This is a genomic window from Paraburkholderia aromaticivorans, from assembly GCF_002278075.1.
Classification (GTDB): domain Bacteria; phylum Pseudomonadota; class Gammaproteobacteria; order Burkholderiales; family Burkholderiaceae; genus Paraburkholderia; species Paraburkholderia aromaticivorans.
This window is the reverse complement of record NZ_CP022989.1, coordinates 2,907,432-2,931,046: the sequence shown is the minus strand read 5'-3', so window position 1 is coordinate 2,931,046 and position 23,615 is coordinate 2,907,432. Positions and strand designations below refer to the sequence as shown.

At 63.7% G+C, this 23,615-nt stretch carries 25 protein-coding genes; 14 read left to right on the top strand and 11 right to left on the bottom strand.

Annotated features, from left to right (window positions below; translation table 11 throughout):
* The first annotated feature begins 182 nt into the window (after positions 1 to 182).
* The 3 genes from arcD to argF are packed head-to-tail and all read left to right on the top strand — an operon-like array spanning position 183 to position 3,945.
* Positions 183 to 1,664 (top strand): arginine-ornithine antiporter, encoded by a 1,482-nt coding sequence (gene arcD / locus CJU94_RS13380; protein WP_095419080.1) that lies wholly within the window; start codon positions 183 to 185, stop codon positions 1,662 to 1,664.
* A 28-nt stretch (positions 1,665 to 1,692) separates the two neighbouring features.
* The gene (locus CJU94_RS13375; protein ID WP_095419079.1) at positions 1,693 to 2,910 is read left to right on the top strand and encodes an arginine deiminase; all 1,218 of its coding nucleotides are present in this window, start codon (positions 1,693 to 1,695) and stop codon (positions 2,908 to 2,910) included.
* Between the two features lie 36 nt (positions 2,911 to 2,946).
* Positions 2,947 to 3,945, top strand: a complete 999-nt coding sequence (gene argF / locus CJU94_RS13370; RefSeq protein WP_095419078.1) for an ornithine carbamoyltransferase — start codon at positions 2,947 to 2,949, stop codon at positions 3,943 to 3,945.
* A 235-nt stretch (positions 3,946 to 4,180) separates the two neighbouring features.
* Here the strand turns inward: argF and CJU94_RS13365 are convergent, their stop codons facing one another.
* Together CJU94_RS13365 and CJU94_RS13360 are read right to left on the bottom strand one after the other, a co-directional pair.
* Positions 4,181 to 4,687 carry a phasin family protein gene (locus CJU94_RS13365; protein WP_244220830.1) on the bottom strand — a complete coding sequence of 169 codons (507 nt, stop codon included), beginning with the start codon at positions 4,685 to 4,687 and terminating at the stop codon, positions 4,181 to 4,183.
* A gap of 43 nt (positions 4,688 to 4,730) precedes the next feature.
* Positions 4,731 to 5,420, bottom strand: coding sequence for a CBS domain-containing protein (locus CJU94_RS13360; protein ID WP_095419076.1), 690 nt, complete (start codon positions 5,418 to 5,420; stop codon positions 4,731 to 4,733).
* A gap of 126 nt (positions 5,421 to 5,546) precedes the next feature.
* Here CJU94_RS13360 and CJU94_RS40860 point away from each other — a divergent pair, with 126 nt between their 5' ends.
* Entirely contained in the window at positions 5,547 to 5,864 is a 318-nt protein-coding gene (locus CJU94_RS40860) for a hypothetical protein (RefSeq protein ID WP_157763746.1), read from the top strand.
* A gap of 136 nt (positions 5,865 to 6,000) precedes the next feature.
* Entirely contained in the window at positions 6,001 to 7,026 is a 1,026-nt protein-coding gene (gene adhP / locus CJU94_RS13355; protein WP_095419075.1) for an alcohol dehydrogenase AdhP, read from the top strand.
* A gap of 282 nt (positions 7,027 to 7,308) precedes the next feature.
* Here the strand turns inward: adhP and CJU94_RS13350 are convergent, their stop codons facing one another.
* From CJU94_RS13350 to CJU94_RS13340, 3 genes are all read right to left on the bottom strand, one after another.
* A complete protein-coding gene (locus CJU94_RS13350) occupies positions 7,309 to 7,584 on the bottom strand; it encodes a UDP-glucose 4-epimerase (RefSeq protein WP_095419074.1) in 276 nt (91 codons plus the stop codon).
* A 92-nt stretch (positions 7,585 to 7,676) separates the two neighbouring features.
* Positions 7,677 to 8,327 carry a BON domain-containing protein gene (locus CJU94_RS13345; RefSeq protein ID WP_095419073.1) on the bottom strand — a complete coding sequence of 217 codons (651 nt, stop codon included), beginning with the start codon at positions 8,325 to 8,327 and terminating at the stop codon, positions 7,677 to 7,679.
* 75 nt (positions 8,328 to 8,402) lie between these two features.
* A complete protein-coding gene (locus CJU94_RS13340; protein WP_095419072.1) occupies positions 8,403 to 8,831 on the bottom strand; it encodes an Hsp20/alpha crystallin family protein in 429 nt (142 codons plus the stop codon).
* Positions 8,832 to 9,233: 402 nt separating this feature from the next.
* On the opposite strand from CJU94_RS13340, the gene CJU94_RS13335 reads away from it, so the two are divergent.
* The gene (locus CJU94_RS13335) at positions 9,234 to 10,811 is read left to right on the top strand and encodes a bifunctional aminoglycoside phosphotransferase/ATP-binding protein (RefSeq protein WP_244220829.1); all 1,578 of its coding nucleotides are present in this window, start codon (positions 9,234 to 9,236) and stop codon (positions 10,809 to 10,811) included.
* A 37-nt stretch (positions 10,812 to 10,848) separates the two neighbouring features.
* Here the strand turns inward: CJU94_RS13335 and CJU94_RS13330 are convergent, their stop codons facing one another.
* Together CJU94_RS13330 and CJU94_RS13325 are read right to left on the bottom strand one after the other, a co-directional pair.
* On the bottom strand, positions 10,849 to 11,595 hold the full coding sequence (locus tag CJU94_RS13330) for a beta-ketoacyl-ACP reductase (RefSeq protein ID WP_095419070.1): 747 nt from the start codon (positions 11,593 to 11,595) through the stop codon (positions 10,849 to 10,851).
* Entirely contained in the window at positions 11,585 to 12,340 is a 756-nt protein-coding gene (locus tag CJU94_RS13325) for a hypothetical protein (protein ID WP_157763745.1), read from the bottom strand. The genes CJU94_RS13330 and CJU94_RS13325 overlap by 11 nt, the downstream gene beginning before the upstream one ends.
* Before the next feature lie 55 nt (positions 12,341 to 12,395).
* On the opposite strand from CJU94_RS13325, the gene CJU94_RS13320 reads away from it, so the two are divergent.
* Positions 12,396 to 13,517 (top strand): PAS domain-containing sensor histidine kinase, encoded by a 1,122-nt coding sequence (locus CJU94_RS13320; protein ID WP_244220828.1) that lies wholly within the window; start codon positions 12,396 to 12,398, stop codon positions 13,515 to 13,517.
* On the opposite strand, the gene CJU94_RS13315 is transcribed toward CJU94_RS13320, so the two are convergent.
* Entirely contained in the window at positions 13,480 to 14,322 is an 843-nt protein-coding gene (locus CJU94_RS13315; protein ID WP_095419068.1) for a potassium channel family protein, read from the bottom strand. The two genes, CJU94_RS13320 and CJU94_RS13315, sit on opposite strands and share 38 nt — an antisense overlap.
* A gap of 13 nt (positions 14,323 to 14,335) precedes the next feature.
* Positions 14,336 to 14,593, bottom strand: a complete 258-nt coding sequence (locus CJU94_RS41765) for a hypothetical protein (protein WP_244220827.1) — start codon at positions 14,591 to 14,593, stop codon at positions 14,336 to 14,338.
* Positions 14,594 to 14,653: 60 nt separating this feature from the next.
* Between CJU94_RS41765 and CJU94_RS41760 the strand changes: the two genes are divergently transcribed.
* The 7 genes from CJU94_RS41760 (at position 14,654) to CJU94_RS13280 (ending at position 21,876) form a co-directional block, all read left to right on the top strand.
* Positions 14,654 to 14,953, top strand: coding sequence for a hypothetical protein (locus CJU94_RS41760; protein ID WP_244220826.1), 300 nt, complete (start codon positions 14,654 to 14,656; stop codon positions 14,951 to 14,953).
* Between the two features lie 189 nt (positions 14,954 to 15,142).
* Positions 15,143 to 15,382 (top strand): hypothetical protein, encoded by a 240-nt coding sequence (locus CJU94_RS13305; RefSeq protein ID WP_095419066.1) that lies wholly within the window; start codon positions 15,143 to 15,145, stop codon positions 15,380 to 15,382.
* A 45-nt stretch (positions 15,383 to 15,427) separates the two neighbouring features.
* Complete coding sequence (locus tag CJU94_RS13300) at positions 15,428 to 16,891, top strand: MBL fold metallo-hydrolase RNA specificity domain-containing protein (RefSeq protein ID WP_095419065.1); 1,464 nt, start codon at positions 15,428 to 15,430, stop codon at positions 16,889 to 16,891.
* 100 nt (positions 16,892 to 16,991) lie between these two features.
* A complete protein-coding gene (locus tag CJU94_RS13295) occupies positions 16,992 to 18,023 on the top strand; it encodes an Acg family FMN-binding oxidoreductase (RefSeq protein ID WP_095419064.1) in 1,032 nt (343 codons plus the stop codon).
* Positions 18,024 to 18,062: 39 nt separating this feature from the next.
* The gene (locus tag CJU94_RS13290) at positions 18,063 to 18,749 is read left to right on the top strand and encodes a nitroreductase family protein (RefSeq protein WP_095419063.1); all 687 of its coding nucleotides are present in this window, start codon (positions 18,063 to 18,065) and stop codon (positions 18,747 to 18,749) included.
* A gap of 422 nt (positions 18,750 to 19,171) precedes the next feature.
* A complete protein-coding gene (gene acs / locus CJU94_RS13285; RefSeq protein ID WP_095419062.1) occupies positions 19,172 to 21,148 on the top strand; it encodes an acetate--CoA ligase in 1,977 nt (658 codons plus the stop codon).
* A 122-nt stretch (positions 21,149 to 21,270) separates the two neighbouring features.
* Positions 21,271 to 21,876, top strand: coding sequence for an acetate uptake transporter (locus tag CJU94_RS13280; protein WP_095419061.1), 606 nt, complete (start codon positions 21,271 to 21,273; stop codon positions 21,874 to 21,876).
* Positions 21,877 to 22,039: 163 nt separating this feature from the next.
* Here the strand turns inward: CJU94_RS13280 and CJU94_RS13275 are convergent, their stop codons facing one another.
* Positions 22,040 to 23,080, bottom strand: coding sequence for a zinc-dependent alcohol dehydrogenase family protein (locus CJU94_RS13275; protein ID WP_095419060.1), 1,041 nt, complete (start codon positions 23,078 to 23,080; stop codon positions 22,040 to 22,042).
* Between the two features lie 43 nt (positions 23,081 to 23,123).
* Complete coding sequence (locus CJU94_RS13270) at positions 23,124 to 23,597, bottom strand: universal stress protein (protein ID WP_095419059.1); 474 nt, start codon at positions 23,595 to 23,597, stop codon at positions 23,124 to 23,126.
* Between the last annotated feature and the right edge of the window lie 18 nt (positions 23,598 to 23,615).

Genomic DNA, 23,615 nt, shown 5'->3' with positions numbered 1-23,615 from the left:
GACCTTCATCAAACGTCTGAAAGATAGGGACGAGAAATGCGCGAGCCACGGAAAAGCCGTTCACCCAGCCGCCCGATATTGCCGCGGGCCGAAGTGCGACCTTGAGCAGACTGATCCAGATCAACTGACGAGCCTTCGCGAAGTGACCTAATCCAGCTATCCAAAAAACGGTGAGGTCCGTCATGAAGAACCTGGCAGATTCATTTTCGGAACCATCCACGCCCGCCCCGGCCGGCCGGACTGGCAAGGCCGTGGCAAAACCATTGCGGCTCGGTCTGCTCACCGCGCTGGTGGTCGGTTCGATGATCGGCAGCGGCGTGTTCTCCCTGCCGCAGAACATGGCATCCGGCGCGGGCGCGGCTGCCGTGTTGATCGGCTGGCTGATCACCGGCGTCGGCATGTTGATGCTCGCGTTCGTCTATCAAACGCTGACGACCCGCAAGCCCGAGCTCGACAACGGCATCTACGCCTACGCGCGGGCCAGTGCGGGCGAGTTCGTCGGCTTCAATTCGGCCTGGGGTTACTGGGTCAGCGCGTGGATCGGCAATGTCGGCTATCTCGTCATCGTGTTCGGCACGCTCGGCTACTTCTTTCCGGTATTCGGCGAGGGCAACACACCCGCGGCCGTCCTCGGCGCGTCCATCGCGCTATGGATCATGCATGCCGTGATCCTGCGCGGCGTGCGCAGCGCAGCGGTACTCAACGCGATCACCACGGTCGCCAAGGTGATCCCGCTCATCTTGTTCATCGTGCTCGCGGCCGTCGCCTTCAGAAACCATGTGATTGCACAGGACTTCTGGGGCAATGCGAAGCTCGGCAGCGTCTTCACGCAAGTCAGGAGCACCATGCTGATCACCGTGTGGGTGTTCATCGGCATCGAAGGCGCCAGTGTGTTCTCGGCCCGCGCGCAGCGGCGCGAGGATATCGGGCGCGCCACCCTGCTCGGCTTCACGGTCGTGCTGCTCCTGCTGATGGCGGTCTCCCTGCTGTCGCTCGGCATCGTCCCGCAAGCCGAGCTCGCCGCGATGAAGAATCCGTCGATGGCGGGCGTGCTCGACAAGGCCGTGGGTGCCTGGGGCGCGGTGCTCATCAGTGCGGGTTTGCTGGTATCGGTCGGCGGCGCGTTGCTGGCGTGGACGCTGCTGGCGGCGGAAACGCTTTTCACGCCGGCGAACGGCGGCGTCATGCCGAAGTTTCTGGCGCGCGAAAACAGTCACGGTGTGCCGGCCAATGCACTCTGGGTCACCAACGGACTGGTGCAACTGTTCCTCATCATCACGCTCGTCTCCAACGCGACGTATCAGGCGCTGATCTCGCTGGCGACGTCGATGATCCTGATCCCGTATCTGTTCTCCGCCGTCTACGCGACGGGCATCGCCATGCGCGGCGAAGGTTACGCGCCGGCGGAAGGGGCCCGGACGCGCGACCTGCTGATCGGCGCGGCCGCAACCGTTTATTGCTGCTGGCTGCTGTACGCCGCCGGACCGAAGTATCTGCTGCTCTCCGCGCTGCTCTACGCGCCTGGCGTGCTGCTCTACGGCTGGGCCAAACGCGAACGCGGCGCACGTCTGTTCAAGCCGTTCGAAGTGGCGATTCTCGTGGGCCTGCTCATTCTCGCCGCCGTGGCGGCATGGCTGCTGTCCACCGGCGCGCTCGGTCTCTAGGCCACCCATTTTATTCAGGAGAAATCTGGTGACATTCGGCGTCTACTCGGAAATAGGCACGCTGCGCAAGGTCATGGTCTGCCGACCGGGACTTGCCCAGGCCCGCCTGACACCGGCCAATTGCCGCGACCTGCTGTTCGACGACGTGCTGTGGGTATCGCAGGCGAAGAACGATCACTACGCATTCGTCAGCACGATGCAGGAGCACGGCGTCGACGTACTCGAGATGCACGATCTGCTCGCCGACATCCTGCGAGGCCGCGAGGCGCGCGATTGGGTGCTCGGGCACAAGCTTGCGCCCGGCACCGTGGATGCGGAACTGTCGGCGCAACTAAGGCCGTGGCTCCAGGAGATGGAGCCCGCCGAACTGGCCACGCGCCTGATCGGCGGCATCGTGCGGGCGGAGTTGCCATTCGAGGCGGCCGGGCTGCTCGCGCACTGCACGCCACCCTCGGGATTCATTCTGCCGCCGCTGCCCAACACGCTCTTTACTCGCGACAGCAGTTGCTGGATCAACGACGGCGTCGCGCTCGGCTCGATGTACTGGCCGGCGCGGCAGCAGGAAACGCTGCTCGCCGCCGCGATCTACCGTTTCCATCCGCTATTCAGCAGCGGGACGCGTATCTGGTGGGGCGGCCCGGAGGCGGACCACGGTGGCGCGACGCTGGAGGGTGGCGATGTGATGCCGCTATCGCCCGAGGTCGTGCTGATCGGCATGGGCGAGCGGACCTCGCCGCAAGGCGTCGCACAACTCGCGCGGGCGCTGTTCTCCCGCGAATCGGTCAGGCACGTGATCGCCGCGCAACTGCCGCGCTCGCGCGGCGCCATGCATCTGGACACCGTATTCACCTTCTGCGATCGCGACCTGGTCACGATCTTTCCCGAGGTGGTCGACGCGATTCGTTGCACGAGTCTGCGCCCCGGCGAATTACCCGGTCAGCTCGACGTACGGCCCGAAAGGGCACCGTTTCTGGACGTGGTCGCTCAGGCGCTCGGCATCGGCACGCTGCGCACCGTCGCCACCGGCGGCGACACGTGGGAGGCCGAGCGCGAGCAATGGGACGACGGCAATAACGTGATCGCGCTCGCGCCGGGCATCGTCGTCGCTTACAACCGCAATGTGTACACCAACACCCTCCTGCGCAAGGCGGGCGTGGAGGTCATCACGATCCCGAGCGGCGAGTTGGGCCGCGGACGCGGCGGCGGCCATTGCATGACCTGTCCGATCGAACGCGCCCCCCTCTGACGCGAAACGCGCGTCGCACCTCTGGAGAATTCGCTTATGGCATTCAATCTTCGCAATCGCAGTCTGCTCAACATGCAGGACTTCGCGCCGCGCGACATCCGCTTTCTGCTCGACCTCGCCGCCGAACTGAAGCGCGCCAAATACGCCGGCAACGAAGTCCCACGGCTCCAAGGCAAGAACGTCGCCTTGATCTTCGAAAAGACCTCGACGCGCACGCGCTGCGCATTCGAAGTGGCCGTGCACGACCAGGGCGGCCACGTCACCTATATCGACTCCGCGAGTTCGCAGCTCGGGCGCAAGGAGTCGCTCAAGGACACCGCGCGGGTGCTCGGGCGCCTCTACGACGGCATCGAATACCGTGGGTTTCATCAGAGCGTGGTCGAGGATCTCGCCACCTATTCGCATGTTCCGGTCTGGAACGGGCTCACCGACGAGTTCCACCCGACCCAGGTGCTCGCCGACCTGCTCACCATGCAGGAATTCGGCGAGAAGCCGTTGCATGAACTGTCGTTCTGCTACCTCGGCGACGCCCGCTTCAACATGGGCAACTCCCTCCTGATCGGCGGCGTGCAGATGGGCATGGACGTGCGCATCGCGGCGCCGCGCGAATTGTGGCCGCATGACGAACTGGTGGCGCAAGTGCGCCTGCTCGCCGAGCGCACCGGCGCCAAAGTGACCCTCGTCGAAGATCCGCATGAGGCGGTGAGCGGCGTCGATTTCGTCTACACGGACGTCTGGGTGTCGATGGGCGAGCCCGTCGATGCGTGGGGCCCGCGCATCGAACTGCTGAGTCCCTATCAGGTCAACGCCGCGCTGATGAAGGCAACCGGCAACCCACGCACGCGCTTCATGCATTGCCTGCCCGCCTATCACAATCTGGACACGGAAACCGGCCGGATGGTGCACGAGCGTTTCGGCATGTCCGAACTCGAAGTCAGTGATGAGGTGTTCGAATCGGATGCGTCGATCGTTTTTTCGCAGGCTGAGAATCGCATGCACACGATCAAGGCGGTGCTCGTGGCAACCCTCGCTTAAAGAAGACCGCTACGATGCGCACCGGCAAACGCGCGCTGCTGTCGCTCGACCAGATCCCAGATCGATCGATAGCAGCGCAACGGCCGGCGCGTAGATCGCGCTGTAAGGCTGTGTGGCTCACCGCCGCGTATTCGCTACGTATTCGCCACGTATTCGCCACGTATTGCTCGAGGCTCGAACGAGCCTCCGCAGGGTCCACAAGGTCGACACCGACCGGATCCCCGGCCGAAATCCGCTACTCCGTATGCATTGGCTGAATCGCCTTCCCGTCCAGCGGTTTTTTCTCATGTTGCGTCGTCGAGGCTGCCTCCCCAGCGACCGCGGGCGTCGCGGACATCGCCGGCTCGGCCGTCACGTCGACAGGCACGGGCGACAACATGGCGGGGCTGCCGGTCAGGCTGTCCGCGCAATGCCGTTGCCGGCCCGCGCCAGCCACCGGCGGCGCGGCCGCCCGCTGGAAGTCCGACAGGATCTCGAAGAACTGCCGACTGTACGAGAGCGCCTGGGCCACACCTACGGGCGCAAGCAAGGTGGGTAGACAGAACACTTCCGGCAGATTGCCCGCCGTACATGCCCGGGCCATCGCCTCCTGCGTTTCGGCAAGTCCAAACCGCAACGCCTGCAGATTCAAAGCGGCCAGCCGCTCGAAAGCCTCGAAGCTGCGCGTGGTGACGCTGAACAGATTGTCGAACCCGGCGCTTTCCATGTCGAGCCACTGCCCGGGAATGATCTGAGCCATCATGCCTCCAGATGTAGAGTGAAGAACCGCGCCGGGCGCCTGTCCGCTAGATGCCGGGCATCACCGGATACGGCTCCGTATGATCCTCCACGCGCTTGACGCCGGGTATGCCCTGCGCCGCCACCCGGACTGCGTCGACGGCTTCCATCGAATGGAATACGCCCCACAGATGCACGACTCCGTCGGTAACGACGAGATTGCGGCCGGCGAAGCTCCATTTGCGGCCCGCCAGTTCGCCCATCAGCATCGCGCGAATTTCGGCGTCCGACAGCGTAACGTCGGATGCCGGCTCGTCCGGCACGCTTGCCAGCGCCTGCACGAGGTTGGCACGGCTCACGAGACCCACGAGCTGCCCCGCCTGCGTGACGGGCACACGTTTGATGCGCCGCGTCTCGAGAATGCCCGCCACTTCGCCGAGCGGTGTGTCGGGCTGAACGGTCACCACGTCGGCCGTCATCACGTCGCGCACTTTCATCGCGTGGGTCTTGATGTAATCCCGTGCTTCATGGTTCGCGGACCAGACGTCGAGCCACGAAGTCCGCTTGCGCTCGTCGGTGCCGATCTCAGTGCGGCGAAGCAGATCGCCTTCGCTGATCATGCCGGCGATATGGCCCTGCGGATCCACGACCGGCGCGCCGCTGATGCCATTGTCGACAAAAATTCTGGCGACCTCCCGGACGGTCATGTCGGGCGTGACCGAGATGACGTTGGTGGTCATGACATCAGATGCGCGCATGGTAAGCCTCCTGAACAGTTAGGATCATTGAATTCGTGGGACCGGTCCGTCTCGATGATCAGCATCCAGACCTTGGTAGGCCCCCGGGTGGTTTCAGATTAGGCCGGCCCGGCATCGCGCCGTTTGATGTGGATCATCCCGAAGGCCGTTGCGCGCACCTGCGAATGCGGTCGCGGATGGAGTAGCGGCGGCAGCCCCTGCCCCTTGACTCAAATCAACCCCGCACAGGCCGTCTGCGGTCGAATAGTCGGCATACCCTTTGTTCTGCGCAGACGCGGCATCGGGCCGGGCGACACCGACCTCGGCGCCATGGCGCGGCTGCGCGACGCCGCGCAGAATGCGATCCTCGGCCGCTGCGGCGAGCCCTCGCTGATCGCGCATGCCGAGCACGGCCCGCAGCGCGAACCTGAGAAAGAACAACATTTCGCGGGCACAGCGTCGTGATCGTGCGATCGATCGCAGCGGGCCTCACCCGCCTGACCCACCAGGCATCGCCTGCGGATTGGATGACCCAAGTCAATTGCAGCGTATCCATCAACGAGATACTGGTCGCCACGCGATCATCGTCTGGAGAAAAGATATGGCCCAAGTTATGAAAGCCGCCGTCGTTCACGAATTCGGCGCTCCGCTGCGTATCGAAGAGGTTCCCGTCCCGAAGCCCGGACGCGGCCAGATTCTCGTCAACATCAAGGCGTCAGGCGTGTGTCACACGGATCTGCACGCGGCCGACGGCGACTGGCCGGTCAAACCCACGCTGCCCTTCATTCCCGGCCACGAAGGGGTCGGCTATGTCGCCGCGGTGGGCGAAGGCGTCAAACATGTCAAGGAAGGCGATCGTGTCGGCGTGCCGTGGCTTTATGCCGCCTGCGGTCATTGCGAGCATTGCCTCGGCGGTTGGGAAACGCTATGCCACGAGCAGCAGAATACGGGCTACTCCGTCAACGGCGCCTATGCGGAATACGTCCTCGCCGATCCGGACTACGTCGGCCATCTGCCGTCGGCGGTCTCGTTCGAAGATATCGCCCCGATCCTCTGCGCGGGGGTGACCGTGTACAAAGGCATCCGGATGACGGACACGCGCCCGGGCCAATGGATCACCATTTCCGGGATCGGCGGGCTGGGCCACGTCGCGGTTCAATACGCGATTGCCATGGGCCTGCGCGTGGTCGCCGTCGACATATCCGAAGATAAGCTCGCTCTCGCTCGCGAGCTCGGCGCAACGCTCACGTTCAACGCTTCGGCGTGCGACGCCGCGGCGGCGATCCAGAAGGAAATCGGCGGCACGCACGGCGTGCTCGTCACCGCCGTATCGCGCAGCGCCTTCGCTCAGGCATTGGGCATGGTGCGCCGCGGTGGCACCGTTGCGCTGAACGGTCTGCCGCCGGGCGAATTCCCCCTGCCCATCTTCACGACCGTGCTCAACGGCATTACCGTGCGCGGCTCCATTGTCGGCACGCGCAAGGACTTGCAGGAGTCCCTCGAATTCGCCGCGCAAGGCGACGTGCGCGCTCGAATCCATCTCGACCGGCTGGACAATATCAATCGTGTTTTCGCCGATCTGAAGAGCGGCAAGGTGGACGGGCGTATCGTTCTGAAACTCGATTGAGCGCGTGGGACGACTGAAGCAGACAACTCAAGCGGCAAGCTCGAGCAGCAAGGCGGTGCGAGAAGCGGCGCGTGTTCCGGCCGGCTCGTGCCGCCTGCCCGCCGTCGGGGGATGTCCTCGTGGACCTGTGTTTGGGTGCTCGTTGTGTGCCCGTTGTGCCGCGCGTGCAGACACATGCAGAGCGAGCGCGAACCGGTGAAAACCGGGCGCGCGAACGATGATCAATAGCGAGCGAGCAGATAATGACTGCGCGACGGAAATGCAGAAATCACTCAGCAGAAATCACTCAGGCTCGATCGGATCGACGGGACACGCCCCCGGCTGAACCGATAGCGTATTCGACATCTTGAGCCGGACCCAGTCCATGCCTTCGCGCAAACCCGCCAGCACGGCCTCACGCTCCGTGGGGAAAATACTGCTGTGTCTGAACTCGTGCGTGAAGACTCCCTCTGGCGTGTGATGGCTGAGCTGGATCGAGCAGTCGAAGCCACCCGCTGTGGGATGTGTGGTGGCGGCGACCGACCAGTCGCCGTCACCCACGTTACCCGAGATCGTCATGAATCGCTCCTTGATAGTGCGCCGTCCATGCCGCGCCGCTCACGAGCGGCGCACGGCGGGCGCCCGTGCGCCCCGCAACCGAGCGCGCATGCCTACCCCACCGTCAGGTTGTCGATGACCGCATGGACGCCGGGCGCCGACCATGCCGCGCCGCGCACGGCCGAGCGCTCCGCCATCGAGTCGACCTTGCCCGTCAAAGTGACCGTACCGTCGTCCACCTTCACGGCAATGTGCTTCGCCTCGCGTTCGGCGTGACGTTTGAGCGCCTTGCCGATCTGCTCGCCGATATCGAGCGCCGCCACGTTACCGCCGATCCGCACGAGGTTCGAGACCCCTGTCACGCCGCGCATGTGTGAAACGGTGCGGGTGGCGACATGGCTCTGATAAGCCCAGTCGACCTCGCCGCTCAATGTCACCCATCCTTTCTCGACCTGCACCTTGACCGCATCTTCACTCAAGCCGACCGTCCAGCGGATGATCGAGCGAACGGCGTTGGCGATTTCTTCGTCGGTTCGCACATCTGAATGCAGCAGGCGAACGTGCATTTCCACGACGACAGCCTTCACACCAGCCACTCGCTGCGCGGCTTTCTCCGCCGCGAGCTTCTCCGCATAGCTCACCGGATGCCCGGACAGCGTCACGACCCGGTCATGCACTTCGACGCCGATGTCCGTGGCGGTCACCGCAGGATCCCACGCCAGTTCGTCTTCGACCTGCTGCTTCAATTCCATGTCCGACTTCATTGCATGCTCCTTGTCAGCATACGGCTAGCGATGTCGCGCGGAACCCGAATCCGTCCGGTTCCGCGCGAACCCAGATCAGTTGATCTGCAGGCGCTTGCGTTCGGAGCTCGCCTTCTTCGGCAGCGTGAGCGAGAGCACGCCGTCCTTGTACTCCGCCGCCGCGGCGCTCTCGTCGACTTCGCTCGCCAATGAAAAGGCACGGCTGACGGCGCCCGAATAACGTTCCCGGCGAATCACCCGTTCGCCTTCTTTCATTTCCTGATTCCGTTCGACTTTCGCGCTGATCGAAACAAGGTTGCCGTCGATTTTTACGTCGATGTCCTTCTTTTCGACGCCCGGCAGTTCCGCCTTCACGGTGTACCCGCTATCGCTTTCCGTCACGTCGACCTTGATATCCGCCAGCGGCGCTTCGCCACCCGCGCCGCGTAGCGGCCGGAACAGGCCCTGAAAGAGTTCCGACATGGGTTCGAGGGGAAACGGATCAAATCGGGTCAAGTTGCTCATCGTACTGCTCCTGATTTAGTCAATGACATCGTGGATATCAATTCGCGTTGCACGCCTCATACCGGCCTCTTTCAACCTTGCTTCAGGACGGGAGCGCTGCACCCCAGCGTGCTTCAATGCACGGCGTTTGCTGTCGCAACGAGCACGCTGTACCGGTAACTCTATGCTCCGCTGCGGCTCATCAATTGACGTGTGTCAAGCGGCCCACATCGCAGCGCGGGACCTCTGAAAGCATGATGTCGGTCAAGTCACCACGATGGAGCGCATCTATTCTGAAACCACCAGCATTGTCCGACGGAGAGTTCCATGCCTGCTCGCTTGTCACCGGCACATCAGCTTCCCGTTCACGTACGGCAGCGCCAACGGCTCGCGCAACGAGGCTGGCGCGCGCTTGACCGCGCCATGCAGAGAGCCTCCACATATCGTCACCCGGCAGGTCGCGTTCGCCGTATCGAGACGCACATCTCGGTGGTGTACCTGGCCGGCCGTTACGCGTACAAGGTGAAAAAGCGCGTCAATCCGGGCTTCGTGGACTTCACGCAGGCGCAAGCGCGTGAACGCTCGTGCGCCGACGAGTTCAGACTGAACCGGCGGCTGGCACGTGAGCTCTATTGCGGCGTCGCAACGGTGACGCGCCGAGGGCGCGTGTACCGCATCGCAGGCACAGGCACAGGCACAGGCACAGGCACAGGCAGCATAGCCGAGCACGCCGTCCGGATGCGACGCTTCGACGAGCACGACATATTCAAGGCACTGCATGCACGCGGCGAACTCGGGTTTGCCGAAGTAGACGCGTTGGCCGGGCAGCTCGCTACATTTCACCGGCACGCGCCACGCAAGCCGCCGCGCGCGGTGTTGGGGTCGGCGCCGTTTGTTCGGGAACAAATGCGGACCGTGCTGACGGCGCTCGAGCGCGAAACCGGGGAAAGCTTGCCTGCCCGAATCTCCGTCTGGTGCGAGAGCGAAGGCAAACGCCTTGCCGGGCACTTCGACGTCCGCCGTGCCGGCGGCTTCGTGCGCGAGTGCCACGGCGATCTGCACCTCGACAACATCGTGCGGCGCGGCAAGCGCGTGCTCATGTTCGACTGCATTGAATTCGACGACGGGTTGCGCTGGATCGACGTCGCCAGCGACCTGAGCTTTCCATTGATGGATCTGCAGGCGTGCGGCCGGCAGGATCTGGCGACGCGGCTATTGAACGGCTGGCTGCAGCGCACCGGCGATTTCGCGGCGCTGCCGGCGCTGCGCTACTACATGGTCTATCGCGCGCTCGTGCGCGCCCTCGTGGCCGTGTTGAAAGCACGCAATCAGCCCCACGATGACGGCCTCACGCAAGCCTCACCGTATCTGCACCTGGTCGAGCGCCTGATCCAGCCGCAGCGTGCCTACCTGCTGCTCTGCCACGGCTACTGCGGATCGGGCAAATCGGTGGCGAGCGAAGCGCTGGTGAGCCTGGTCGGCGCCGTGCGGCTGTCGAGCGACATCGAGCGCAAACGCGGCCGTCCGTTCGCCCCCGTCGATCCCCGGCCGCTGCCGGCGGAAGCCTACACGCCCCACTCTATCGATCAGCACTACGATCTGCTGCTGCGGCTGGCGCAGGAGGTGCTGCTGGCGGGCTACCCCGTGCTGGTCGACGCGACCTTCCTCAAGCGTGCGCATCGCGCCCGCTTCGCCGCGCTCGCACACTCGCTCGGCGTGCCCGTGTTCCTGCTCGATTTCCATGCGCGGGCGCGTCAACTCGAAGAGCGTGTGCAGGCGCGTGCCGCCGCATCTCATACGGCATCCGATGCCGGCCCGCTCGTGTTGATACGACAGTTGGCCAACGAGGAACCGCTTTCTCCGGAAGAAATGCAGCGAACGGTGTGCTTCGACACGGAAGTGCCGCTTGCCGATTTCGGCCACCTGGACTATTGGCGCAAACTGCTGCGGCGGCTGTGCGAACCCGAAGCAGCCGCACCGACAGAAGCGGTGCACGGCTAGCGCGGGCGTGCGTATGCGCTGAGCCGATCGTGATTCTTCACCCCATGTGCATGCCGCCGTTGACGGCGAAATCCGCGCCGGTGACGAAACCGGCGTCTTCGGAGCACAAAAAGGCCACGACGGCTGCAACTTCGTCCGGCCGACCGAGACGCCCCACCGGAATCTGCGGGAGGATTTTCGTTTCGATCACGTCCTTGGGAACGGCCGAGGTCATTGCCGTCGCAAGATAGCCTGGCGACACCGTATTGACGGTCACGCCGTGTCTGGCCACCTCCAGGGCGAGCGACATCGTAAACCCGTGTATGCCCGCCTTGGCGGCCGCGTAGTTGGTCTGCCCGAAGGCACCGCGCGCGCCGTTCACGGAACTGACATTGACGATGCGCCCGAACTGCTGCTTGACCATCCCGCTGATCAGCGGCTTGGTCACGTTGAACAAGGAATCGAGATCGGTGCGCAGCACCTTGTCCCAGTCTTCCTTATTCATCTTCGCAAACGTCGAATCGCGGGTAATGCCCGCATTATTCACCAGAATGTCCACCGTACCGAATTCGGCGAGCACACGCTCGGCGCAATGCGCGCACGAGTCGAAGCTGGACACGTCGGCCTCGAATGCGACGAAGTAGCGTCCGGCTTCGCGCTCCCGCACGAGCCAGGTGGCGACATGATCGTTGAGTTCGGAATGGGTCATCGCCACCGTCATGCCCGCATCGTGCAGACGCCGGCTGATCGCCGCGCCCAATCCCCCCATGCCGCCGGTGACAAAAGCAACGCGTTTAGCCGACATGATGCCCTCCATCTTGCGCGGAACCGCTGGCAGTCGGCGGCGCGGAGGAATTTGCGGAATGGGGTTCATAGCCGGCTTCGCTGCGAGCCGCTCGCACGACAGGTCGGGCCGCAGCGCCGCCCAGGCGCTGCAGCCACTCTTGCCACGGCAGCATGACAGGGTTCATCGGCGCATACGCGGGCCATGGGTCGGTCGAAGCCGCCTGCCAAGTCGCGAACGCGTCGCGCAGCCCCTCGAAGGATCCGGTTTGCAGTTGCACGGCCGAGCCGAGACCTTGCTGCCAGAGATTGGTGGTGGTCGCCATGTAATCGCGCAATACTGTCTGCAGCGACACCGCGAGCGCGCTCCAGTCCCGCGCTGCCGAAGCCGCATTGCCAATGGCGCACGCCGCCGCCAGGTCACGCCGTATACGCTGCATCTCGAACTCACAGGCCTGCTGCCGCGCCTGGTGACTGAAGCTCAGTAGCCTTAGCGCGAACGAAAGAGTGGCCCGATACAGATCGAGGGGCGTGACGGATGTGCCGGTCATGGTGGTTCTCCTGTCGTGATGAAGCCGTCCGCCCGCGCTATGGGACGCAGACGAACGCGCGCGCAGGCCAGTAATGAGTTGAATGTAGGCGCGCCCCCCAGATGCCGGTTGACCTGTATCAACCATGGAATGGCTTGCCGCGAACGTGAATGGTCGCGCGATTGCGCTGGTTATCGTCGGCGGAAAGGAACAATTTGGCGTAATCTGTCGGGACATGTCTATCCTTGCAGTCGACGAGTCGTTCGCAATTCGCCAACTTTCGGAGATACCAGTGGTTTTCAACTGGAACGATGCAACCCGCAAATCTGCCGCAGCGTGCGATTCCGACGTCCCCGTCGAGGATCGCTATCAATTGCTGATCGACGCGGTGCAGGATTACGCGATCTTCATGCTCGATAAGGAAGGACGCGTGGCGAGCTGGAACATCGGCGCGCACAAGATCAAAGGCTACGCGCCCGAGGAAATCATCGGCCGCCATTTCTCGATTTTCTACACACCTGAAGATGTCGCCGCTGGCAAGCCGGACCGCGAACTGGCGCTCGCGATAGCGCAAGGCCGCGTGGCGGACCAGGGCTGGCGCGTCCGGCGCGACGGCTCGCGATTCTGGGCGGACGTCACGATCACGGCGGTTCACGATGCGGCCGGCACCTTGCTCGGTTTTGCCAAGGTGACCCGCGACATGACCGAACGCATGCGGCTTGCCGAACTCGAGCATGCAAGCGAGCTGGCCGCGCAGATCCAGCACGCGCGCGAGGAAGAGCAAAGACGCATTGCCCGCGAATTGCACGACGATCTGGGCCAGCAGCTGACGGCACTCAAGATGGGCGTCGTCGTGCTGGAACGGCGCATTGGCGCCAACGTTAGCGATCCTGATGGATCCGCTGTGGCAAGCGAACTGCAATGTCAGATCGACGACATGATGACCTCGCTGCGCCGCATCGCATCGAACTTGCGGCCGCCCTTGCTGGATGACCTTGGGCTCGTCGCGGCGCTCGAGTGCCTGAAAGACGATTTCACGCAACGCTTTGACGTGAACGCCATTCTCAACATGGATATTGACGACACGGGCTTCACGCCTTTCGCGTCTTCCGCGCTTTTTCGCATCGTGCAGGAAGCGCTGACGAATGTGGCCCGGCATGCGCAGGCAACTCAGGTGATGGTCGAGATATCGAGCGATGCGAACACCTGCTCGATCCATATCGAAGACAACGGCCGCGGAACCGTGCTCGACGACGCCGGCAGGCGTGGCTCATTCGGGCTGCTCGGCATGGGCGAACGGGTACGCCAGCTACGCGGCAACCTGACGATCGACACCGCACCGGGCAGCGGCTTTCGCGTCACCGCGCGGATTCCGCTCAGTGCGATTCGCCCGGATGAGACGGCGCCGGGTTGACCGGATCGACTGCAACCGCAGCAACGGGCGTATCGCCGCCTCGCGTTTGTATATCGTTTCTCAACGCGGCAATTTCGTCGCGTAGCGCCTTGATGTCGCGATGCATTTCGCGCCGCAAGATCCGCTCTTCCTGTTCGACGAAATTTGCCGCAATGCTGGCGAAGAAAAGCGACAACAGGCCGTAGCCCAGCAGCACCACGAAAGCGGCGAACACGCGTGACGCGGGCGTGGTCGGCGCCATGTCCCCATAGCCGACTGTCGCGCTGCTTTCGAACGCGAGCCAGACGCCTTCTGCATACGTGTGCACGCCCGGTTCGAGCCAGTAAAACCCTGCCCCTGCGGACGCGAGCAGCAACACGGCTGTCACCAGCAGCAGCCACAGGCGCCCAGGCGAGAAAAACCCTCGTAACGACAACACGATGCGCGCCGCCACGAGGCCCACGAAAAAGATGCGCAGCACCCACTCGAGAGGCGACCACGGCGGCATACCCCCAGCCACGCTGATCCCCGCGCCTGCCGCAATCAGGACGTCGTAACCGTTGCGCGTAAGGAACCGTTCAGGTTTGCGGCTCAGACAGGTGACTCGCGCCAGCACCACCACGAAACCGGCGGACATGCAGGCATAGAGCGCACGGCCGACCGGATGAAACCAGGCTGCAACAGCCAGTTCGAAATAGAACGCGGGAATCGCAAGCAGGCTGAAAGCGAGCAGCGCCCACTGCATCCAGCGCCATGCCCGCACCGCTCGCGCATCGTCATGAGGATCGACGCCGCCGAGACCGGCAACATGCCAACTCTCCTTCATGTCGCCACCGTCCTCATGACGCCGCGCCGATGAACGAGCGGAATTCCATTTCGACCGAGCGAATCTGTTCTGCACACGTTCCGTACAACCAGCCAGGATTGCCGTCCGCGCGGTACATCCCCCGGCACATGCCTTTGATTTCGATGGTGGACATGCCGTCAGCGTTACTTGTCCGCGTCGCCCACACATAGACTGCGCCGAATGTGTGCGGCTCGGCCGTTTCGATTGCGGTGTCGTCCGCGCGGCGGATCGGCGTCACTGAGCGTTGCACGACGTACAGTCGGGTGAGCCTCCATAACCGTTCGCAATCGGCAGAGGAGGAACAGTCCACGTGAGCCTGTTCGCGTGCCGTTTCAAGCGCGATTTCGGTGTCGCGGCGTGCCGCCACGCGTGCTTCGGTATTGCAGCCAGCAAGGATGATCATCAGCAGCGCGAAGGCTGCCAGCCGCCCGTTCTTCATATCAGCCTGCCCATTTTCACGTTCTACGGCGCGATTCACCGTTGCAAATCAGCGGCCCGCTTTTTAAAAACTCACCTGATTACAAAAGTATGGGCAGGACGGTGCGGGGGAGTTGACCTGGATCATCGTCTATCGTGGGAACAGCGTCGCAGCACGCCGAATTTTCCCTAACATCCATCGTGCGACAGCGTGTAGGAAACGGCTGACACTGACGCAGCAATACCTACCCTGGTCTCAGCGACACCTGATTTATCGCCTCTGTTCGATGACCAATACTGAATTCAGCGGGAACAGCAATCGAAACGTTCGCGCGGCAGGACAAGCATCCAACTCGCCTGCCTATGTCATCAGGAGACCATCATGTCAAACGCCGCTTCCCATGCCCACACCATGTCACCTGACGGCCAGTTGCGAGAAGCATTCGAGGCCCCGGACGACATCACCCGGATTGTCTCGCTGGCCCGCGAGGCGGGCATGCTGGTCACCCTCGACGGCCAGATCGGCGCCGAAAAGTGTCAGAGCATTGCCGGCTCGCTCAACGCTTTCCGGCGCTTCGCTCGCGCGCTTTGCAACGGTTCCATGGACACCCCGGCGCGTTGAGTTCACTCCCCGCCATGTGCGGCCATTTCTGACGGAAGGTGCGAAATGAAGCTGACCTTTCTCGGTGCGGCGGAAACCGTCACCGGTTCAAAGTATCTACTCGAAGGCGCGGGACTTCGGATTCTGATCGACTGCGGCCTCTTCCAGGGTACGAAGAACCTGCGCCTGCGCAACTGGAATCCCTTGCAGATCGACGTCGGCAAACTCGACGCCGTTATTCTGACCCACGCGCATCTGGATCACAGCGGCTACCTCCCAATGCTCGTGCGCACGGGCTACCGCAGGCCGGTCTATTGCACGCGCGGCACCCGTGACCTGTGCCAGATCATGCTGCGCGACAGCGCCAAACTGCAGGAAGAAGAAGCCGGGTACGCGAACCGCCACGGCCTGTCCAAACATCATCCGGCATTGCCGCTGTATACACTTGAAGATGCCGAAAACGCGCTTGAGTTACTCGAAGCGCGCGATTTCGACGTGCCGAAGCAATTGAACGACCATGCGTGTTTCCGCCTGTTGCCGGCCGGACACATTCTCGGCGCCGCGAGCGTGGTGCTGTGCGTCGAAGGCAAGGTCATCGCCTTCTCGGGCGACCTCGGCCGGCCGGACGACCCGATCATGCGCGCGCCGATGCCGCTCGCCAGGGCCGACTACCTGGTCGTTGAATCCACCTACGGCGACCGCCTGCACGAGAGGACCGATCCTGCCACCGAACTGGCGGAAGTCTTCGAGAGCACGTTCCGTCGCGGCGGCGTCGTTGTGATTCCCTGTTTCGCGGTGGGCCGCGCGCAATCGATCCTGCATTACATCGTCCAGCTGAAAGCCAGCGGCCGCATGGCGAACGTGCCGGTCTTTCTCGACAGCCCGATGGCGACGAGCGTCACGCAGCTCTACCGGCATCACGTCGGCGAACACCGGCTAAGTTCGACCGAGGCCAACGCAATCAGCAACGCCGCGCAGATGGTGCGCACCGTCGAAGAATCCAAGGCGATTCTGAGCCTGAACGGCCCGCGGGTGATCATCGCAGGCAGCGGCATGGCGACCGGCGGCCGGGTCGTGCATCACCTGAAAGCCTTCGCTCCGGACTTTCGCAACACGATCGCGCTGGTCGGCTACCAGGCGGCCGGCACGCGCGGCGCGGCGCTCGCCGCCGGTGCGCCGACGATCAAGATTCACGGCGACTACGTGCGTGTGCGCGCTTCGGTGGTGAGCCTGTCGTCGTTATCGGCCCATGCGGACTACGCCGAGACACTATCGTGGCTGCGCTCGATTCCGCAGCCGCCGCAGCGCACGTTCGTCACGCACGGCGAGCCGGCGGCGGCCGACGCGATGCGTCGCCACATCGAGGAAACCTATCACTGGCCTTGCGAAGTGCCGATCTATCTTGAGACCGTCGAATTATCCGGTTCGGTGGGGACGGTGGGCGTCGATCCGTGCGCCGCCATCACGAATGCAGCGTCGCCTCCCGGCGTGCCGCCACCGACTGCTGCAAGCACCCGGTCCGCCGAATAGACGCCACCGCCCGGCGTTCGGTTCGAACTGATCCAGATCAATCCGCGCGCGGCGCGCGCCTGACACAGTAGGGGTATGAGATCGTGCAGGAGACCATGACATGAGCGCACTGCCGCAGACGGCCGCCTGGGCCGTCGACGAACATCAGCTTGACCGCACCGCAAACGTCGAAGCGAAACTGCGATTCGCGCTGCGTTATGCGGTGCTGGCGCCGTCCAACCACAACACTCAGCCCTGGCACTTTATTCTGGACGGCGACAGCGTGACCGTGTGCGCCGACCGCTTGCGCGCACTGCCCGTGGTCGATCCCTTCGATCGCGAGTTGATCATGAGTTGCGGTGCGGCGCTGTTCAATCTGCGCGTGGCATTGAGCCACTTCGGGCTTGCGTATGCCATCACGCTGTTTCCGTCGCGCGCCGATCCCGACGTGCTGGCACACGTGCGAATCGTCCACGACGGACATTGCGACGCCAGTCTCGCTCCGCTCTTCCCGGCCATTCTCCGCCGCGTCACCACTCGCGAAATCTTCGTGGACGAGCCGCTGCCTTCGTTCATCCAGCAACAGTTGGTGGATGCCGCCGAGGCGGAAGGCGCGGATGCGGTGTGCATCCCGAGCGCGCCGATGCGCGAGAGTCTTGCCGAGCTGGTCGCCGAGGCCGACCGCGCCCAGTTCAAGGACCCGCGTTTTCGCCGTGAACTGGCTAGCTGGATTCATCCGCGGCGCAGCGAAGACGGCATGCCCGCACTGTCTCCCGGGATGAGCGTGCTGCTCGATCTGGCCGCGCCTTTGCTCACCTCGGTGATTCGGACCTTCGATCTCGGCGGCGGCCTGGCCGCGGCTCATCATGCGCTGGCCGCGGGCTCGCCGCTGCTCATCTGCCTCGCGACTTCCACGGACGACGCCTCCGCGTGGCTGGCAGCCGGCCAGGCGCTCGAGCGGCTGTTGCTGGTCGCCGCGAATGCCGGGATCACGGCGTCGTATCTGAATCAGCCGATCGAACTGACCTCTCTGCGAGAGCGGCTTGGCACGGCGCTGGCCATGGGCGCGGTGCCGCAACTGCTGCTGCGCGTCGGCCGCGGCAAGCCGGCGCCTCATTCGCCGCGTCGTCCGCTCGCCGAAGTCGTGTCATAAGGCACGACAGCCGCCCAACGCCCGCTCGATGAGGCTGCGATGAAACATTTCTTCAGACTCGGTACGGCTACGCGCGATCCGGCACGCGCGCGCCCGGTGACTGGCCAGCCGGTCTCGCGTATCACCCTGCCCCCACCGGTGCGCAGCGGCGGCAAGCCCATCATGGATGCCTTCTCGCATAGGCGGACGACCCGGCGCTTCGCTACGACCGATCTGGACGAAGCAACGCTTGGGCAACTGCTCTGGGCCGCAAACGGCATCAACCGCAGCGGAGCCGATGACGACAGTGGACGCACGGCGCCATCCGTTCTCGCCCTGCACGAGATCGACGTCTATGCCGCGCTGCCTTACGGCATGTACTGCTACGAACCGTTGCAACATTGCCTCGATTTGGTGAGCGCCGTTGATCTGCGCGGATTGACGGGTTATCAGGACTTCGTCGGCGAAGCGCCGCTCGAGTTGGTCTACGTGGCGGATCTCGCACGTATGCACGACATCGCCCCGTCCCAGCGTGAGCCGTTCGCGTATGCGAGCGCCGGCGCGATCGTGCAGAACGTCTACCTGTTCTGCGCCGCAGCGGGCCTCGCGGTTGCGGCCCGAAGCTGGCTCAACCGCAGCGCATTGGGCGCGGAGATGCATCTCTCGCGCGACAGCCTGCCCGTCCTCGCACAAACCGTCGGCCATTTCGAGTGTTCCGATTCCGCCGATGGACCCGACGCGCCCTAACATGCGCGCGATGCGCGCAATAGCTAACGCGACAATGCAAACGCGGATACGCCCTTTAGTTTTCCGCTAGTTCCCCGTTAGTTCTCCGTTAGTTCTCCGCTCTTTCCGCGCGACTTCACATTCCGATCGTGCGCGTCGCAGCCCGATGCGGCGTGCAGCGCCAACCCGGCTGCAGCGTGCGCGTCGCGTCGCCCGCGGAAGTCCCGTCAAACATCCGACAGGCGGTGCACCCTTCAGTTGATGTGCATCAACGGCGCCAACAGCAGCCAGTTCATAGTCATCCCATACGCACGCTGATCTAATGCCGACCCGTTCACGCCACGCTGCTGGCCTGAACGACGGTGCCCCACGGCCGACAAGAGCCCCCCTCATCGGTAAAGCACTGAGGTGCTTTTCCCCTTCATGACTCATGTGAGGAGACTATGTCTACCATCGATACCGCCCCGCCCGACTCCACCGCGCTGCAAATCCCGCTTGCCCGGAATGCCAGCATTGACGGCATGGATGCTTATCGCGCCCTCGTTACCGAAGCGAATCAGGATTACGAAGCGTTCTGGGCGCGTCTTGCCCGGGAACACCTCGCCTGGCACCGTCCATTCACGAAAGTGCTGAACGACACGGACGCGCCGTTCTATCACTGGTTCGAAGACGGTGAATTGAACGCCTCGTACAACTGCCTCGATCGCAACCTGATCAACGGATTGGCGGAGAAAACCGCGATCGTGTTCGAGTCGGACGACGGCAAACTCACCCACGTCACCTATCAGGCGCTGTATCACCGCGTATGCCGGCTTGCCAATGCGCTGCGTGCCCGCGGCGTAAAAAAAGGCGACCGTGTGGTGATCTATATGCCGATGTCGGTGGAGGGTGTGGTCGCGATGCTCGCGTGCGCACGCATCGGCGCGCCGCATTCGGTGGTGTTTGGCGGATTCTCCGCCAAGTCGCTGCATGAACGCATCGTCGATATCGGTGCCTGCGCCGTCATTACCGCGGACGAGCAGGTGCGCGCCGGCAAGACACTGCCGCTCAAGACGATCGTCGACGAAGCGCTCGCGATGGGCGGCGCCGCCGGCATCAAGACAGTGGCCATCTACCGGCGCACGGGCGGCCAGATCCCGTGGATCAACGAGCGCGACAAGTGGCTGCACGAACTCGAAGCGGCCCAGCCGGACACCTGTGAGCCTGAGTGGGTCGGCGCGGAGCATCCGTTGTTCGTGCTGTACACCTCCGGCTCGACGGGCACGCCCAAAGGCGTCCAGCACAGCACCGGCGGTTACCTGCTGTGGGCCGCCGCGACGATGAAGTGGACGTTCGATATCAAGCCGGAAGATGTGTTCTGGTGCACCGCGGACATCGGCTGGATCACCGGCCACACTTACATCTGCTATGGACCGACCGCGGTCGGCGCGACACAGGTGATCTTCGAAGGCGTACCCACGTATCCGAACGCGGGACGTTTCTGGGAGATGATCCAGCGTCACAAGGTGAGCATCTTCTATACGGCGCCCACGGCTATCCGTTCGCTCATCAAGTCCGCCGACGCCAATCATGCGGTGCATCCGGACAGCTTCGACCTGAGCAGCCTGCGTCTGCTCGGCACGGTCGGCGAGCCGATCAATCCGAGCGCCTGGACGTGGTATGCGCGGCACGTCGGCGGTGGACGTTGTCCCGTGCTCGACACCTTCTGGCAAACCGAAACGGGCGGCCATATGATTTCCCCGCTGCCGGGCGTGACTCCGCTGGTGCCGGGTTCATGCACATTGCCGATGCCCGGCATCGACGCGGCAATCGTCGATGAAACCGGTGAAGAGGTCCCGAACGGAAACGGCGGCGTGCTCGTCATCCGCAAGCCGTGGCCTTCCATGATCAGGACCATCTGGGGCAATCCGGAGCGCTTCCGGCAAGGCTATTTTCCCGGAGAGCTCGGCGGCAAGCTGTACCTCGCGGGTGACGGTGCAATCCGCGACCGCGACACCGGCTACTTCACCATCACCGGCCGTATCGACGACGTGCTGAACGTTTCCGGGCACCGGCTCGGAACGATGGAGATCGAGTCCGCGCTCGCGGCCCATCCGCTGGTGGCCGAAGCCGCGGTGGTCGGACGTCCCGACGAGACCGCCGGTGAGGCGATCGTCGCGTTCGTGGTGCTCAAGGCAGAGCGCCCGTCCGGCGCCGACGCGAAGCGCGTGGCCGACGAATTGCGCGCGTGGGTCGGCAAGGAGATCGGCCCGATCGCCAAGCCCAAGGACATCCGCTTCGGCGACGCCATGCCGAAAACGCGCTCCGGCAAGGTGGTACGCCGGTTGTTGCGCTCGGTGGCCAAAGGAGAGGTCATCTCGCAGGACACGTCGACGGTGGAAAACCCCGCGGTTATTTCACAGTTCGCCGACGCAGCCTGACATACGGGCGCCCGCCGCTCGCCCGTCTCTTCCGACGCAATCCCCTGTCGCGCGTGCACTGCCTGTGCACGCGCGCACCCCCTCTAATTTCAGCGTTCCTGTATGGAACGGAGGATGTCATCATGAACATCAAGGCTCCCAATCCCGCCGCACTCGGCCTCGCCGGTTTTGCACTGACCACGTGGCTGCTCAGCATGATCAACGCCGGCTGGTTCAGCGGCAATGCAATGGGGATGGTGCTCGCCGTCGCATTCGCTTACGGCGGCACCGCGCAGGCCGTCGCCGGGCTGATGGAGATTCCCCGCGGCAATACCTTCGGCGCGACCGCATTCCTCAGTTACGGTGCATTCTGGTGGTCGCTGGCGCTGTTCGTGCTGTTTCTGCACGGCACGGTGCCGGCTGCCTTTATCGGCTGGTATCTGTTTCTGTGGGGTGTGTTCACGCTTTACATGTGGGTGGCGACATGGCGAGCCGCACGCGTGCTGCAACTGGTGTTTCTCTCGCTGTGGATCACGTTCTTCGTGCTCGCCGCGAGCGAATGGACCGGACTTGAATGGCTGCATCACGCCGGCGGCTACTTGGGAATGCTTACCGCGTTGTTCGCGTTCTATCTGTCGGCTGCGGAAATCATCAACGAGACTCATGGGCACGTGGTATTGCCCGTAGGCGCCGCTTCCGAGAAGATCGAGCTGACCTTGACGATTCAGGAAGAACTGCGCAACGCGTGATCACGCTCTGCTGCGGACGGCTGCGGACGGCACTTGCCGCCGCCGTTGCCGCAGCGTTCCGCGGTCGTGGCTGCGCTGCGGCATCCAGTGATGCCTGGCGCCACGCTTGGCGAGCGCGGCCAGCCTCCTGGCGCCTGAATGTGTCGACCCAACCCCGCCGCCGCTACGACATTTCGATGATTACCTTCAACGCATGGGAATCCGCCGCACGGCCGAACGTCTCGTAGGCGTTCAACACGTCTTCGAAATGGAATCGGTGCGTGATCAGTCTGGCAGGATCGAGCCGGCCCGAGTGTACCGTCTTCAGCAACATCGGTGTACTGACGGTATCGACGAGGCGGGTCGTAATGGAGATGTTGCGGTCCCAGAGCGTTTCCAGATGCAGATCCGCCTTGACCCCGTGCACGCCGACATTGGCGATCACGCCACCGGGGGCAACCAGCGCCTCGCACAGCTCGAACGTTTCAGGCACACCCACGGCCTCGATCGCGCAATCCACGCCGACGTGGCCGGTCAGTTCCATCACCTTCGCTACGGGCTCGACCACCCGGCTGTCGACACACGCGGTCGCCCCGAAACGCCTCGCCACTTCGAGACGGCTCGCATCGCGATCGATCATGATGATCTGGCCCGGCGAATAGAACTGCGCGGTGAGCAGCGACGCCAGTCCGATCGGACCGGCACCGACAATCGCCACGGTGCTGCCCGGCTGCACCTTGCCGTTGAGGACACCGCATTCGAAACCGGTCGGCAGGATGTCGGAGAGCATCACGAGCGCTTCTTCGTCGGCGCCGGCGGGAATCGGATAAAGACTCGTCTCCGCATGCGGAATGCGCACGTATTCAGCTTGCGTGCCATCGATGCGGTTGCCGAGAATCCAGCCACCGGTCGTGCAGTGTGAATACATGCCACGCCGGCAATACTCGCACTTGCCGCATGAAGAGATGCATGAGATCAGCACATGGTCGCCCTCTTTCAACGTACTGACCGCGGCTCCGATCTGCTGCACGATGCCCACGCCTTCGTGACCGAGAATGCGGCCGGGTTGGCATGTCGGAACGTCGCCCTTCAGGATATGAAGATCGGTGCCGCAGATCGTCGTGCGCGTCACCTTGACGATGGCGTCGGTGGCGCAGGCAAGTTGCGGCATGGGCCGCTCCTCCAGCGATTTCTTGCCAGGACCGTGATACACCAATGCTTTCATGAATTACCTCACTGTTCGTTCGGGGGGCGCGGCGAAATGCGCATCACGCCGGCGTGTCATGCTCCGTGTCGGCCTCTTCGCGGATCAGCAGCACGGGGCACGTCGCAAAGCGCGCGAACCGTTCGGCCACGCTGCCGAGCACCATGCGCCGCAAACCGCGGCGGCCGTGCGTGCCCATCACGACCAGGTCCGCGCCACGGCGTTGTACACAGCGCAGCAACGCGCTGGCGATGTCCTCGGCGATGCCTTGCGTCTCCACGATTTCCGTATCGCCCTCGACGTTGAGTTCGCGCATCTGGTCGAGCGCGCCACTCAGCAGGCTTTGTCCGACTTGCCGCGCGGCGTCGGTCAGCAGATGCGGATCGCAGGCGCCCGCATACGTGAAAGCCGCCGATTGATCCAGCACGAAAACCGCCGTCAGTTTGCCGCGCGCGAGCCTCGCGAGCTGGATCGCTTCGGAAAGCGCGCGCTTCGAGGCTTCACTGCCGTCCAGGGCCACCACGATGTTTGTGTACATGACTCACTCCAGAAGTAG